This window comes from Mesorhizobium sp. M0019 (genome assembly GCF_040323975.1).
In the GTDB taxonomy this organism is placed as follows: Bacteria; Pseudomonadota; Alphaproteobacteria; order Rhizobiales; family Rhizobiaceae; genus Mesorhizobium.
Genome location: NZ_JAMYVK010000043.1, coordinates 47,091 through 61,720, shown reverse-complemented (window position 1 = coordinate 61,720; position 14,630 = coordinate 47,091). Strand labels below are relative to the sequence as shown.

At 62.2% G+C, this 14,630-nt stretch carries 8 protein-coding genes and 1 pseudogene; 2 read left to right on the top strand and 7 right to left on the bottom strand.

What is annotated here, in order from left to right:
- The 4 genes from NKK47_RS26070 to rpsL all read right to left on the bottom strand — a co-directional run.
- The coding region (locus NKK47_RS26070; protein WP_352578776.1) for a GTP-binding protein at window positions 1-268 on the bottom strand (268 nt) is incomplete at its 3' end.
- A gap of 67 nt (window positions 269-335) precedes the next feature.
- Window positions 336-2,426 (bottom strand): elongation factor G, encoded by a 2,091-nt coding sequence (gene fusA, locus NKK47_RS26065; RefSeq protein WP_352578775.1) that lies wholly within the window; start codon window positions 2,424-2,426, stop codon window positions 336-338.
- A gap of 30 nt (window positions 2,427-2,456) precedes the next feature.
- Window positions 2,457-2,927 (bottom strand): 30S ribosomal protein S7, encoded by a 471-nt coding sequence (gene rpsG / locus NKK47_RS26060; protein ID WP_008875664.1) that lies wholly within the window; start codon window positions 2,925-2,927, stop codon window positions 2,457-2,459.
- 85 nt (window positions 2,928-3,012) lie between these two features.
- Window positions 3,013-3,384: a 30S ribosomal protein S12 gene (gene rpsL, locus NKK47_RS26055; protein ID WP_006333356.1), complete on the bottom strand. Its 372-nt coding sequence runs from the start codon at window positions 3,382-3,384 to the stop codon at window positions 3,013-3,015.
- A gap of 462 nt (window positions 3,385-3,846) precedes the next feature.
- Here rpsL and NKK47_RS26050 point away from each other — a divergent pair, with 462 nt between their 5' ends.
- Both NKK47_RS26050 and NKK47_RS26045 read left to right on the top strand, forming a co-directional pair.
- Window positions 3,847-4,128, top strand: coding sequence for a transcriptional regulator (locus tag NKK47_RS26050; protein ID WP_352578773.1), 282 nt, complete (start codon window positions 3,847-3,849; stop codon window positions 4,126-4,128).
- 124 nt (window positions 4,129-4,252) lie between these two features.
- Window positions 4,253-5,182, top strand: a complete 930-nt coding sequence (locus tag NKK47_RS26045; protein ID WP_352578772.1) for a Gfo/Idh/MocA family protein — start codon at window positions 4,253-4,255, stop codon at window positions 5,180-5,182.
- A gap of 49 nt (window positions 5,183-5,231) precedes the next feature.
- On the opposite strand, the gene NKK47_RS26040 is transcribed toward NKK47_RS26045, so the two are convergent.
- The 3 genes and pseudogenes from NKK47_RS26040 to rpoB all read right to left on the bottom strand — a co-directional run bounded on the left by NKK47_RS26040 (window position 5,232) and on the right by rpoB (window position 14,446).
- Complete coding sequence (locus tag NKK47_RS26040; RefSeq protein WP_352578771.1) at window positions 5,232-5,897, bottom strand: O-methyltransferase; 666 nt, start codon at window positions 5,895-5,897, stop codon at window positions 5,232-5,234.
- An 84-nt stretch (window positions 5,898-5,981) separates the two neighbouring features.
- Window positions 5,982-10,178: pseudogene (gene rpoC / locus NKK47_RS26035) on the bottom strand (DNA-directed RNA polymerase subunit beta').
- 131 nt (window positions 10,179-10,309) lie between these two features.
- Window positions 10,310-14,446: a DNA-directed RNA polymerase subunit beta gene (rpoB, locus tag NKK47_RS26030; RefSeq protein ID WP_023680443.1), complete on the bottom strand. Its 4,137-nt coding sequence runs from the start codon at window positions 14,444-14,446 to the stop codon at window positions 10,310-10,312.
- Window positions 14,447-14,630: the final 184 nt, after the last annotated feature.

The window sequence follows — 14,630 nt, the reverse complement described above, 5'->3', positions numbered from 1 at the left end:
CGGTGATCATGTTCTTCACATAGTCGGCGTGGCCGGGGCAGTCGACATGGGCATAGTGGCGGTTGGCGGTCTCGTATTCGACGTGTGCCGTCGAGATGGTGATGCCGCGCGCCTTCTCTTCCGGCGCCGCATCGATCTGGTCGTAGCGCTTGTATTCGCCAAAATACTTGGTGATCGCCGCCGTCAGCGACGTCTTGCCATGGTCGACGTGACCAATCGTGCCAATGTTCACATGAGGCTTAGTGCGCTCGAATTTACCTTTTGCCATGTGATCTCTCCATTCCTGCCAGCCCGTGCGGGCCTTGAATTAAGTTACTGATGCAACTCGTTTCGAGTTACGCGTATTTCTTCTGGACTTCCTGGGCGACCGCGGTCGGGACCGGCTCGTAGTGGTCGAACTGCATCGTGTAGGCCGCGCGGCCCTGGCTCATCGAGCGAAGGTTGTCCACGTATTTGAACATGTTGGCGAGCGGCACCATCGCGTTGATGACCACAGCCACGCCACGGGCTTCCTGGCCCTGGATCTGGCCGCGACGGCCGTTCAGGTCGCCGATAACGCTGCCGACGTAATCTTCCGGCGTCACCACTTCGACCTTCATGATCGGCTCGAGCAACTGCACGCCAAGCTTGGGGGCTGCTTCACGGAAGCAGGCGCGGCCGGCGATTTCGAAGGCCAGAACCGACGAGTCCACGTCGTGATAGGCGCCATCGATCAGCGTCGCCTTGACGCCGATCATCGGGAAGCCGGCGAACGGGCCCGAGGTCATGACGCTGTTGATGCCCTTTTCGACACCGGGGATGTATTCCTTCGGCACAGCGCCGCCGACGATCTTGGTTTCGAACTCGAATTCGCTGCTTTCCGGATTCGGCTCGAACAGGATCTTGACGCGGGCGAACTGGCCGGTACCGCCGGTCTGCTTCTTGTGCGTGTAGTCCTGCTCGTGCTTGCGGGTGATCGTCTCGCGGTAGGCCACCTGCGGCGCGCCGACATTGGCCTCGACCTTGAACTCGCGGCGCATGCGGTCGACGATGATGTCGAGGTGAAGCTCGCCCATGCCGGAAATGATCGTCTGGCCCGATTCCTCGTCGGTCTTGACGCGGAAGGACGGATCCTCGGCGGCCAGGCGGTGAAGGGCGAGACCCATCTTTTCCTGGTCGTTCTTGGTCTTCGGCTCGATGGCGATCTGGATGACCGGATCGGGGAATTCCATGCGCTCGAGGATGACCGGATGCAGCGGATCACTGAGCGTGTCGCCGGTGGTGGTGTCCTTGAGACCAGCGAGGGCGACGATGTCGCCGGCAAACGCCTCTTCGACGTCGGCGCGCGAATTCGCATGCATCTGCAACATGCGGCCGATGCGCTCTTTCTTGCCCTTCACGGTGTTGTCGACCGAGATGCCCTTGGTGAGCTTGCCCGAATAGATGCGGGCAAAGGTGAGCGAACCGACGAACGGGTCGTTCATGATCTTGAAGGCAAGCATCGACAGCGGCTCGTTGTCGTCAGCATGACGCTCGATCTCGGCGTCGGTCTTGGCGTCGACGCCCTTGATGGCCGGGACATCGGCCGGCGACGGCAGATATTCGACGACGGCGTCAAGCAGCGGCTGCACGCCCTTGTTCTTGAAGGCCGAGCCGCAGAACATCGGATAGAACTTCACCGCGATCGTGCCCTTGCGGATGAGCGCACGGATCTCGTCGTTGCTCGGCATCTTGCCTTCGACGTAATTCTCGAGCGCCGTTTCGTCCATTTCGACGGCGGCCTCGATCATCTTCTCGCGGTATTCTTCGGCACGAGCCTTGAGGTCGGCAGGGATCTCGACGATGTCCCAGGCAGCGCCCAGCGTCTCGTCGCGCCAGACCAGCGCGTTCATCTCGACGAGGTCGACGACACCCTTGAACTCGGTCTCGGCGCCGATCGGCAGCTGCATGACGACGGCATGTGCACCGAGGCGCGAACCGATCATCTCGACCGAGCGGTAGAAGTCGGCGCCGATCTTGTCCATCTTGTTGCAGAAGATCATACGCGGCACGCGGTACTTGTCAGCCTGACGCCAGACGGTTTCCGTCTGCGGCTCGACACCGGCGTTGGCATCGAGCAGCGCGATGGCGCCGTCGAGCACGCGCAGTGAGCGCTCGACTTCAATGGTGAAGTCGACGTGGCCGGGGGTGTCGATGATGTTGAAGCGGTGCATCTTGCCGTCGCGACCCTTCCAGAAGGTCGTGGTCGCGGCGGACGTGATGGTAATGCCGCGCTCCTGCTCCTGCTCCATCCAATCCATGGTGGCAGCGCCGTCGTGGACTTCGCCGATCTTGTGCGACTTGCCCGTGTAATAGAGGACGCGCTCGGTGGTCGTCGTCTTGCCGGCGTCGATATGCGCCATGATACCGAAATTGCGGTAGTCTTCGATCTTATATTCGCGGGCCATGGGAGGTGCCTCTTCAGTCTCGTTCGCGCTTTACCAGCGGTAGTGCGCGAAAGCGCGGTTGGCTTCTGCCATCTTGTGGGTGTCTTCACGCTTCTTGACGGCGGTGCCGCGGTTGTTGGCCGCGTCCATCAGCTCGCCGGAGAGGCGGTCGACCATAGTGGTCTCGTTGCGGTTGCGGGCGGCGGCAATCAGCCAGCGGATGGCCAATGCCTGACGGCGCTCGGGGCGCACGTCGACCGGAACCTGGTAGGTGGCGCCGCCGACGCGGCGCGAACGCACTTCCACATGCGGCGCGACATTGTCGAGCGCCTGATGGAAGACGGTGACCGGCTCCTGCTTGGTCTTGGACTGGACCTGGTCGAGCGCGCCGTAGACGATGGTCTCGGCAACCGACTTCTTGCCGTCATACATGACGGCGTTCATGAACTTGGTGACGATCAGATCGCCGAACTTGGGATCCGGATTGATCTCACGCTTTTCTGCACTGTGACGACGGGACATTTTTTCTCTGCCTCAATTCTACGCGGTGGCCTGGATCCCGGATCGTCGCTTGACGCCGCCCGGAACGACCTTGGCTACGCTTCGGTCACTTCGGACGCTTGGCGCCGTATTTCGAACGGCGCTGCTTGCGGTTCTTCACGCCTTGCGTGTCGAGCACGCCGCGGATGATGTGGTAACGGACGCCCGGAAGATCCTTGACGCGACCGCCGCGGATCATCACCACCGAGTGCTCCTGAAGGTTATGGCCTTCGCCGGGGATGTAACCGATCACTTCAAAACCATTGGTCAGGCGGATCTTGGCCACCTTGCGCAGCGCCGAGTTCGGCTTCTTCGGCGTCGTGGTGTAGACGCGCGTGCAGACGCCCCGCTTCTGCGGGTTCTGCTGCATGGCCGGGACCTTGTTGCGCTTCACCGGCGCAATGCGCGGCTTGCGGATCAGCTGGTTGACGGTAGGCATTAAACCCTCTTGTCTCTCAATTCCGTATCTCGCCCGGTCAGGGCCGCTCAAAGCGTCACTTCCATACGCAAATTCGGGCCACAAACCGCGCCTCGCGGTCTTGCCCGAACAAATGGCAGAGGAAGCGGAAGCCGCTTCATGCACGCCGGAAATGTCTTTTCGCTCGTAAAACGAACCCTGTTTGAGGCAAACTCCAAAGCGTGTCGCTTCGGAAGCAAGAGCCTCACATCGGTTCTGACTGGCCGGCTTCTACTCGTATGGCCACTGTCCGTCAACCCCGGAGCGGCAAATATTGCGCTGAACCCGAGGCTTGGCAGCCATGCGAAAAGCGCATGTAATTTTCTTGCGCCGTTTTTCAAGAGGAAGCCAGAAAGTGACCGGCTTGCCGCTGTTTCCAGGCCGTGCTTCGTGCGAAAAGGCGGCATGAGCAGCCCAAACCCCCTCGCCCGGAGGTACGAACCCGTGAATGACAATGAGGAGCGCCCGGTCACCATTATTACCGGCCGGGTGTGGAAGCGCAAAGGCGGCAATCCGGAAGGCGTGCATGTGATGTTGGTCGCGCCGGACGACGATTCGGCGGTGCGCCGCGCTCTCGAATCGCTTGCCGCCGAAGGTTATGCCGAGGCCGAGCTCGACCAGATCGGCGACATGGACGGCGTGCCCGACGAGGAGCCGCATCTGTCCGCCTATCAGGGCGCGCTCGAAGGCGAAGTGTCGATCGTGACGTTCGATGTGCCGATCTGAAGAGATCTGAATCGCGGTCGATCTCACGGGCCGGCGACAAAAGCCCGGCGACTTGCCCGGCACAAGTTCTCTGCTAAGAAGCGACCTCTGGCAAAACCAAGTACACTCAACCTGCGGAGCTCCCATGTCCTCTAATCCCATCAAGCTCGGCATCGTCGGCGTGGGGAAGATCGTCCGCGACCAGCATCTGCCGGCGCTGGCGAAGGACCAGGATTATCGCCTGGTCGCCGCAGCGAGCCGGCATGGCAAAGTCGAAGACATCCCGAATTTCCCGACGATCGAGGCGATGCTCGACTCGGTGCCGGAGCTCGAGGCGGTGTCGCTGTGCATGCCGCCGCAGTTTCGTTACGACGCCGCGCGCTTGGCGCTGGCGGCGAAAAAACATGTCTTCCTGGAGAAGCCGCCAGGCGCCACGGTCAGCGAGGTCGAAGACCTGAAGGCGCTGGCGGCAGCGAACGGCGTCTGCCTGTTCGCCAGCTGGCACTCGCGCTATGCGCCGGCCGTCGAAGCTGCGCGCGCATTCCTTGGATCGACAACGATAAGGTCGGCCGCTATCAACTGGAAGGAAGACGTGCGCCGCTGGCATCCGAACCAGGAGTGGATCTGGGCTCCCGGCGGTTTTGGCGTCTTCGATCCCGGCATCAACGCGCTGTCGATCGCCACCCACATCCTGCCGCCGATGTTTATCAGCTCGGCAGAACTCGATTTCCCCGAAAACCGCGCGGCCCCCATCGCCGCCCATATCGCCTTCCGCACTTCGAACGGTCTGCCGGTGACGATGGAACTCGACTGGCGTCAGACCGGCCCGCAAAGCTGGGACATCCTGGCCGATACCGAGGCCGGATCGATGGTGCTTTCTGGCGGCGGCTCAAAGCTCGCCATCGATGGCCGCGTCGTTCACGAGGAGCCGGAAGCCGAATACCCGATGCTCTACAAGCGCTTTGCCGAGATCGTGCGCGCCGGCACCTCCGACGTCGATCTCGCGCCCCTGCAGCACGTCGCCGACGCCTTCATGCTGGGCAAGCGCAATGTGGTGGAAGCTTTTTTCGATTGACGAGTGGGCGCCGGCCGGATCGCAGGTCTGGTCGGCGCACCGCACAAAATCAATTGACGATCGCTATTGCAAAGCCGTCATAGCCCTTGGCGCCAACAGTCTGGATCGCGGTGCCTTCCAGACGTTTGTCGCTGCCGATGAACGAGAACGCCGCGCGTGCCCCTTCGACATTGGCGTCGCGACCATCTTCATTCACCACCGCGCCGTCACGGATGACATTGTCGCAGACGATGACGGTCCCCGGCCTCGAAAGACGCATGGCCCACGACAGATAGTGCGGGTTGTTCGGCTTGTCGGCGTCGATGAAGATAAAATCGAACGGCCCGGCATTCTCGGCGCCTAAGGCCGCAAGCGATTGAAGCGCCGGTCCGACCCGCAGTTCCACCCGGCCCGACACCCCTGCCCGTTCAAAGTTCGACCGCGCGACACTGGCGTGGTGCGGATCAAGCTCGAGCGTCACGACCTTGCCGTCCATCGGCAATGCTCGCGCCATCCAGATTGTCGAATAACCGCCCAACGTGCCGATTTCGAGTACCTTCTTCGCTCCCTGCATTCGCGCAAGAAGTGAGAGCAGCTTGCCTTGTGCCGGGGAAACGTCGATAGGCGGCAGGCCCTGATCATCGTTGGCCGCCAGAACGGCATCAAGAGCGGGATCCGCCTCGAAAAGAGCTTCGACAATGTAGTCGTCGACAGAAGCCCAGATCTTCCTGCTCATCGTTTCTTCTCCGATCCGATTGAGGAACCAAAATGCGAAAAGGGGCCACTTAGGCCCCTTTTCTATCTTCTCTTGCTTGCGCGCTTACTGCGCCGCGTTAACCATGTCGGTCAGCATCGGCTCGGCGACCTCGACGCCGGACGCCTTGCGGCGCTCGTCGATGATCAACTCGTCACGCGAGGTGGCGATGCGCCGGATCTGGCTCATCGTACCGCCGGTACCGGCCGGGATCAGCCGGCCGACGATGACGTTTTCCTTCAGCCCCTGCAGCATGTCGGTCTTGCCGGCAACCGCAGCTTCGGTCAGCACCCTCGTCGTCTCCTGGAAGGAAGCGGCCGAGATGAAGGACGGCGTCTGCAGCGAGGCCTTGGTGATGCCGAGCAGCACCGGCTGGCCTTCGGCCGGCTTCTTGCCTTCCTCGACCAGGCGCTCATTGACCTCTTCCAGCTCAATCACGTCGACGTGGTCGCCCGGAATGTAGGTCGAATCGCCCTGCGTGGTGATCTCGACCTTCTGCAGCATCTGGCGAACGATCACCTCGATGTGCTTGTCGTTGATCGACACGCCCTGCAGGCGGTAGACCTCCTGGATTTCGTTGACGAGGTAGGAGGCAAGCGCCTCCACGCCCTTGATCGCCAGGATGTCGTGCGGCGCCGGATTGCCGTCGAGGATGTAGTCGCCCTTCTCGATGACGTCGCCGTCCTGGAGATGGAACGGCTTGCCCTTCGGGATCAGGTATTCGACCGGCTCAAGCGTCGAGTCATGCGGCTCGATGATGATGCGGCGCTTGTTCTTGTAGTCGCGGCCGAAGCGGATCGTGCCATCGATCTCGGCGATGATGGCGTGATCCTTCGGACGGCGTGCCTCGAACAGTTCGGCCACACGCGGCAGACCGCCGGTGATGTCCTTGGTCTTGGCGCTTTCCATCGGGATACGCGCCAGCACGTCGCCGGGGCGAACCTGTGCACCCGGCTCGACCGAAAGAATGGCCTCGACCGAGAGCAGGAAGCGGGCGTCGCCGCCCTTCGACAGCTTGCCGACCTTGCCCTTGGCATCCTGGACGACGATCGCCGGCTTGAGGTCGTTGCCGCGTGGCGTCGAACGCCAGTCGATGACCTCGCGCTTGGTGATGCCGGTCGATTCGTCGGCGGTTTCCTGAACGGAAATGCCATCGACCAGATCCTCAAATGCCACCCTGCCCTCGATTTCGGTGAGGATCGGGCGGGTATAAGGATCCCACTCGGCGATGCGCTGGCCGCGTTTCACCTTGTCGCCATCGTCGACGAAGATGCGCGAACCGTAGGTGACGCGGTGCGTGGCGCGTTCCTTGCCGGCTTCGTCGAGGATCAGCACCGCCATGTTGCGGCCCATGACCATCAGCTGGCCGTCGGAGTTGCGCACCACGTTGCGGTTGCGGATCTCGACCTTGCCCTCATAGGAGGCTTCAAGGAACGAGGAATCCACCACCTGCGCCGTGCCGCCCATGTGGAAGGTACGCATGGTGAGCTGGGTGCCCGGCTCGCCGATCGACTGCGCCGCGATGACGCCGACAGCTTCGCCCTGGTTGACGGGAGTGCCGCGGGCCAGATCGCGTCCGTAGCAGACCGCGCAGACGCCGACCCTGACCTCGCAGGTCAGCGCCGAACGGATACGGACCGACTGCACGCCGGCCTTTTCGATCAGTTCCACGTCACGCTCGTCCATCAGCGTTCCGGCCTTGACCAGAACCTCGCCGGTGACCGGGTGGGTGATGTCGTCGAGCGAGGTGCGGCCGAGAACGCGCTGGCCAACCGAGGCGACGACCTGACCGGCATCGACGATCGGCTGCATGGTGAGGCCCTTGTCGGTGCCGCAGTCGAGCGAGTTGACGATGCAGTCCTGCGCCACGTCGACAAGACGACGCGTCAGGTAACCCGAGTTCGCCGTCTTCAAGGCGGTGTCGGCCAGACCCTTGCGGGCGCCGTGGGTCGAGTTGAAGTACTCGAGCACGGTGAGGCCTTCCTTGAAGTTCGAGATGATCGGCGTCTCGATGATTTCACCGCTAGGCTTGGCCATCAGGCCGCGCATGCCGGCGAGCTGGCGCATCTGGGTGGGCGAGCCGCGCGCACCGGAGTGCGACATCATGTAGATCGAGTTCATCGGCTTCTGACGGCCGTTGTCCTCGAACTCGACCGCCTTGATGCGGGCCATCATTTCGTCGGCGACCTTTTCCGAGCACTTGGCCCAGGCGTCGACGACCTTGTTGTACTTCTCGCCCTGGGTGATCAGGCCGTCATTGTACTGCTGCTCGTATTCCTTGGCCAAAGCCTCGGTGTCGGAGACCAGCTTGATCTTGGCGTCCGGGATCAGCATGTCGTCCTTGCCGAACGAAATGCCGGCACGGCAGGCATGGCTGAAGCCGAGAGCCATGATGCGATCGCAGAAAATGACCGTCTCCTTCTGACCGCAATGGCGGTAGACGGTGTCGATCATCTTGGAGATGTTCTTCTTGGTCATCTCCTGGTTGGCGGTCTCGTAGGGCACGTTGTGGTTCTTCGGCAGCAGCTCGCCGATGATCATGCGGCCAGGCGTGGTGTCGTAGATCTTCGACACGACCTTGCCGTCGGCGTCGACCGTGCGGAAGCGCCCCTTGATCTTGGCATGCAGCGTCACCGCCTTGGTCTCGAGCGCGTGCTGGAGTTCGCCCATGTCGGCAAACACCATGCCCTCGCCCGGCTCGTTCTGGTTGACGATCGAGAGATAGTAGAGACCGAGAACCATGTCCTGCGACGGCACGATGATCGGCGCGCCGGAAGCCGGGTGCAGGATGTTGTTAGTCGACATCATCAGCACGCGGGCTTCAAGCTGCGCTTCCAGCGACAGCGGCACGTGGACCGCCATCTGGTCGCCGTCGAAGTCGGCGTTGAAGGCCGTGCAGACCAGCGGGTGAAGCTGGATCGCCTTGCCTTCGATCAGGATCGGCTCGAACGCCTGGATGCCGAGGCGGTGCAGCGTCGGCGCGCGGTTCAAAAGCACCGGATGCTCGCGGATGACCTCGTCGAGGATATCCCAGACCTCCGGACGCTCCTTTTCGACCAGCTTCTTCGCCTGCTTGACGGTCGAGGAGTAACCCTTGGCGTCGAGACGGGCGTAGATGAAGGGCTTGAACAGTTCGAGCGCCATCTTCTTCGGCAGGCCGCACTGGTGCAGCTTGAGCTCCGGACCGGTGACGATGACCGAGCGGCCGGAATAGTCGACGCGCTTGCCGAGCAGGTTCTGGCGGAACCGGCCCTGCTTGCCCTTCAGCATGTCGGACAGCGACTTCAGCGGACGCTTGTTGGCGCCGGTGATGACGCGGCCGCGGCGGCCGTTGTCGAACAGTGCATCGACGGCTTCCTGCAGCATGCGCTTTTCATTGCGCACGATGATGCCGGGCGCGCGCAGCTCGATCAGCCGCTTCAGGCGGTTGTTGCGGTTGATGACGCGGCGATAGAGGTCGTTCAGATCCGACGTGGCGAAACGGCCGCCGTCCAGCGGGACGAGCGGACGCAGATCCGGCGGGATCACCGGAACCACCTTCATGATCATCCATTCCGGACGGTTGCCGGATTCCATGAAGTTCTCGACGACCTTGAGCCGCTTCAGGTACTTCTACTGCTTGCGCTCGGAGGTGGTAGAAGCCAGCTCAGAACGCAGATCGCCGGCGATCTTCTCGAGGTCCATGCCGGCCAGAAGGTCGTGGATCGCCTCGGCGCCGATCATGGCGGTGAACGAATCCTCGCCATACTCGTCGACGGCCATCATGTACTCTTCCTCGCTGAGCAGCTGGTGCTCCTTCAGCGCGGTGAGGCCGGGTTCGGTAACGATGTAGTTCTCGAAGTAGAGGACCCGCTCGATGTCCTTCAGCGTCATGTCGAGCAGCGTGCCGATGCGCGACGGCAGCGACTTCAGGAACCAGATGTGGGCGACCGGTGCCGCCAGCTCGATATGGCCCATGCGCTCGCGGCGGACGCGCGACAGCGTGACTTCGACGCCGCACTTCTCGCAGATGACGCCCTTGTATTTCATGCGCTTGTACTTGCCGCACAGGCACTCATAGTCCTTGATCGGGCCAAAAATGCGCGCGCAGAACAGGCCGTCACGCTCCGGCTTGAAGGTGCGGTAGTTGATGGTCTCCGGCTTCTTGATCTCGCCGAACGACCAGGACAGAATCTTCTCAGGGCTGGCAAGCGAGATCCGGATGGAATCGAACACCTGCGCAGGCGCCTGGGGATTGAAGAGATTCATGACCTCTTGGTTCATGCCGTTCTCCTTTTCGGGGTCCTCGAAAACCCCTTGCATCTAGCGCGGGCCAAACGCCCGCCGACTTGATCGGCCATCGGCCGAGAATTTGGTGCGTCCGGTCGCGGGAAGACCGCGGCCGGACGTCTTGCTTACTCGGCCGCGTCGGGCAGCCGGATCGGGTTGTCGTCGAGCTTGGTGTTCTCCAGCTCGACATTGAGGCCGAGAGACCGCATTTCCTTGACGAGAACATTGAAGCTCTCGGGGATGCCGGCCTCGAATGTGTCGTCGCCTCTGACGATCGCCTCGTAGACCTTGGTGCGGCCGGCGACGTCGTCCGACTTAACCGTGAGCATCTCCTGCAGCGTGTAGGCGGCGCCGTACGCTTCGAGCGCCCAGACCTCCATCTCGCCGAAGCGCTGGCCACCGAACTGCGCCTTGCCGCCCAGCGGCTGCTGGGTAACGAGCGAGTACGGACCGATCGAACGCGCGTGGATCTTGTCGTCCACAAGGTGGTGAAGCTTGAGCATATATATGTAGCCCATCGTCACTTTGCGATCGAACGGCTCGCCGGTGCGCCCGTCATAGAGCTGCGATTGACCGCTGGTGTGCAGGCCCGCCTGCTCCAGCATGATGTTGATGTCGGCCTCGTGCGCGCCGTCGAACACCGGTGTCGCGATGGAGACGCCGCGGCGCATCTGCTCGCTGAGGCGAACGATGCTCTCGTCGTCATATTCGCGGACCGGCTCGTTGCGGTCGTTGGAAGGCATGAAGCTCTCGAGCGTCTTGCGCAGCGGCTTGATGTCGCCCGCCGTCTTGTACGCGTCGATCAGATCGCCGATTTTCCTGCCCATTCCGGCGCAAGCCCAGCCCAGATGCGTTTCCAGGATCTGGCCGACATTCATGCGCGACGGCACACCCAGCGGGTTGAGCACGATATCGGCATGCGTGCCGTCCTCGAGGAAAGGCATGTCCTCGACCGGAACGATCCGCGACACGACACCCTTGTTGCCGTGCCGGCCGGCCATCTTGTCGCCGGGCTGCATCTTGCGCTTCACGGCCACGAAGACCTTGACCATCTTCATGACGCCCGGAGGCATCTCGTCGCCGCGCTGCACCTTCTCGACCTTGTCCATGAAGCGCTGCTCGAGCGCCTTCTTGGAATCGTCGTACTGGCCACGCAGGGCTTCCAGTTCGCTCTGGAGCTTTTCGTTCTCCACGGCAAACTGCCACCACTGCGAACGCGGATACTCGTCGAGCGTGTCCTTCGACAGCTTCGAGCCCTTCTTGAAGCCCTTCGGCCCGGCAATCGCTTCCTTGCCGACGAGAACGTCGGAAAGACGCGAATAGACGTTGCGGTCGAGGATCGCCTGCTCGTCGTCGCGGTCCTTGGCGAGGCGTTCGATCTCCTCGCGCTCGATCGCCATGGCGCGCTCGTCCTTCTCGACGCCGTGGCGGTTGAAGACACGCACTTCGACGACGGTGCCGAAGGTTCCCGGAGGCATGCGCATCGAGGTGTCGCGCACGTCCGAGGCCTTTTCACCGAAGATGGCGCGCAGCAGCTTTTCTTCCGGCGTCATCGGGCTTTCGCCCTTCGGCGTGATCTTGCCGACCAGGATGTCGCCCGGCTGCACTTCCGCACCGATGTAGACGATGCCGGCCTCATCGAGGTTCTTCAGCGCTTCTTCCGAGACGTTGGGAATGTCGCGCGTGATCTCCTCCGGCCCCAGCTTGGTGTCGCGGGCCATGACTTCGAACTCCTCGATGTGGATCGAGGTGAAGACGTCGTCGGCGACGATGCGCTCGGACAGTAGGATGGAATCCTCGTAGTTGTAGCCGTTCCACGGCATGAACGCGACCAGCACGTTACGGCCGAGGGCCAGATCGCCGAGCTCGGTCGACGGGCCGTCGGCGATGATGTCGCCCTTGTTTACCCGGTCGCCCATGCGCACCAGCGGACGCTGGTTGATGCAGGTGTTCTGGTTCGAACGCTGGAACTTCATCAGCCGGTAGATGTCGACGCCGGACTTGCCGGGATCGAGATCTTCCGTGGCGCGGATGACGATACGCGTCGCGTCCACCTGGTCGACAATGCCGCCGCGGCGGGCGCCGATGGCGGCGCCCGAGTCACGGGCGACGATCGGCTCCATGCCGGTGCCGACGAACGGCGCTTCGGCGCGCACCAGCGGCACGGCCTGACGCTGCATGTTAGAGCCCATCAGCGCACGGTTGGCGTCATCGTTCTCGAGGAACGGGATCAGGGCCGCGGCCACCGACACCATCTGCTTCGGCGACACGTCCATCAGATCGACGTTTTCGCGCGGCGCCATCATCACTTCGCCGGCGTTGCGGCAAATGACGAATTCGTCGACGAAATGACCATTCTTGTCGAGCTCGGCATTGGCCTGCGCGACGTGGTGCTTGGCCTCTTCCATAGCCGAGAGGTAAACGACCTCATTGGTCAGCTTGCCGTTGACGATCTTGCGGTACGGGCTCTCGATGAAGCCGTATTTGTTGACTCGCGCGAAGGTCGCAAGCGAGTTGATCAGGCCGATGTTCGGGCCTTCCGGCGTCTCGATCGGGCAGATGCGGCCGTAATGCGTCGGGTGCACGTCGCGCACTTCGAAACCGGCACGCTCGCGGGTCAGACCGCCCGGTCCAAGCGCCGAAAGACGGCGCTTGTGGGTGATCTCCGAAAGCGGGTTGGTCTGATCCATAAACTGCGACAGCTGCGAGGAACCGAAGAACTCGCGCACGGCGGCAGCCGCCGGCTTGGCGTTGATCAGGTCCTGCGGCATCACCGTGTCGATCTCGATCGAGGACATGCGTTCCTTGATCGCGCGCTCCATGCGCAGCAGGCCGACGCGGTACTGGTTCTCCATCAGCTCGCCGACCGAGCGCACACGGCGGTTGCCGAGATTGTCGATGTCGTCGATCTCGCCCTTGCCGTCGCGCAGTTCGACCAGCGTCTTGACCACGGCCAGGATGTCGTCCTTGCGCAGCACGCGCACGGTATCCTCGGCCTTGAGCTCGAGGCGCATGTTCATCTTGACGCGGCCAACGGCCGACAGATCATAGCGCTCGCTGTCGAAGAACAGCGAATTGAACATGGCTTCAGCGGTTTCCAGCGTCGGCGGCTCGCCGGGGCGCATGACGCGGTAGATGTCGAACAGCGCGTCCTGGCGGCTCTCGTTCTTGTCGACGTTGAGCGTGTTGCGGATGTAGGCGCCGACGTTGACGTGGTCGATGTCGAGGACCTTGATCTCATCGTCACCGGTGCCAAGCAGCACTTTCAGCGTCTTTTCGTCGATCTCGTCACCGGCTTCGAGGAAGATCTCGCCGGTCGCGTAGTTGACAATATCCTCGGCAAGGTAGTTGCCGAGCAGATCCTCATCGGTCGCCTTGATCGCCTTGAGACCCTTTTCACCAAGCGCCCTGGCCTGGCGGGCGGTGATCTTCTTGCCGGCCTCGACGACGACTTCGCCGGTGTCGGCGTCGACAAGGTCACCAACGGCCTTGAGGCCGCGGAAACGCTCGACGTTGAACGGGATGCGCCAATGGTCGCCGGCGCGCTTGTAGGTGATCTTGTTGTAGAAGGTCGACAGGATCTCTTCGCCGTCCATGCCGAGCGCCATCAGCAGCGACGTCACCGGAATCTTGCGGCGGCGATCGATGCGGGCATGCACGACGTCCTTGCTATCGAACTCGATGTCGAGCCACGAGCCGCGATAGGGAATGACGCGCGCGGCAAACAGAAGCTTGCCGGACGAGTGCGACTTGCCCTTGTCATGGTCGAAGAAGACGCCCGGCGAACGGTGCATCTGCGAGACGATGACGCGCTCGGTGCCGTTGACGATGAAGGTGCCGTTCAAGGTCATGAGCGGCATGTCGCCCATGTAGACGTCCTGCTCCTTGATGTCCTTGATCGACTTCGCGCCGGTATCCTCGTCGATATCGAACACGATGAGGCGCAGCGTCACCTTGAGCGGCGCCGCGTAGGTCAGGTCGCGCTGACGGCATTCGTCAACGTCGAATTTCGGTCCCTCGAACTCGTACTTCACGAATTCCAGCATCGAGGAGCCGGAAAAATCGGAAATCGGGAAGACCGACTTGAAAACTGCCTGCAGCCCCTCGTCAGGACGCCCGCCCTTGGGCTCCTCCACCATCAGGAACTGGTCATAGGATGCCTTCTGAACCTCGATCAGGTTCGGCATCTCCGCAACTTCCGGGATCTTTCCGAAAAACTTGCGTACGCGTCTGCGGCCATTGAAAGTCTGGGTCTGGGCCATCGTCGCTCCTTAGCTCAATTCTCGGGACGAGCCTCGCCGCGGCTCGCCTTGCATCTCGGGCCACCTCGGCGGCCCTGTCTTGTTGCCCGCCGCCTGTCGGCGGCTTCTTGTCTTTTCACCCACCACCAATTTGGCGGCGGGCCAGAAACGGGAGAAAACCCGTTTCCTGAAGGCCGGTTTGCGG

Coding starts and splice junctions, on each gene's coding strand:
- rpsL (WP_006333356.1), bottom strand. CDS start 3,384: ATGCCTACCGTCAACCAGCTGATCCGCAAGCCGCGCATTGCGCCGGTG.
- rpoB (WP_023680443.1), bottom strand. CDS start 14,446: ATGGCCCAGACCCAGACTTTCAATGGCCGCAGACGCGTACGCAAGTTT.
- NKK47_RS26045 (WP_352578772.1), top strand. CDS start 4,253: ATGTCCTCTAATCCCATCAAGCTCGGCATCGTCGGCGTGGGGAAGATC.
- rpsG (WP_008875664.1), bottom strand. CDS start 2,927: ATGTCCCGTCGTCACAGTGCAGAAAAGCGTGAGATCAATCCGGATCCC.
- fusA (WP_352578775.1), bottom strand. CDS start 2,426: ATGGCCCGCGAATATAAGATCGAAGACTACCGCAATTTCGGTATCATG.
- NKK47_RS26040 (WP_352578771.1), bottom strand. CDS start 5,897: ATGAGCAGGAAGATCTGGGCTTCTGTCGACGACTACATTGTCGAAGCT.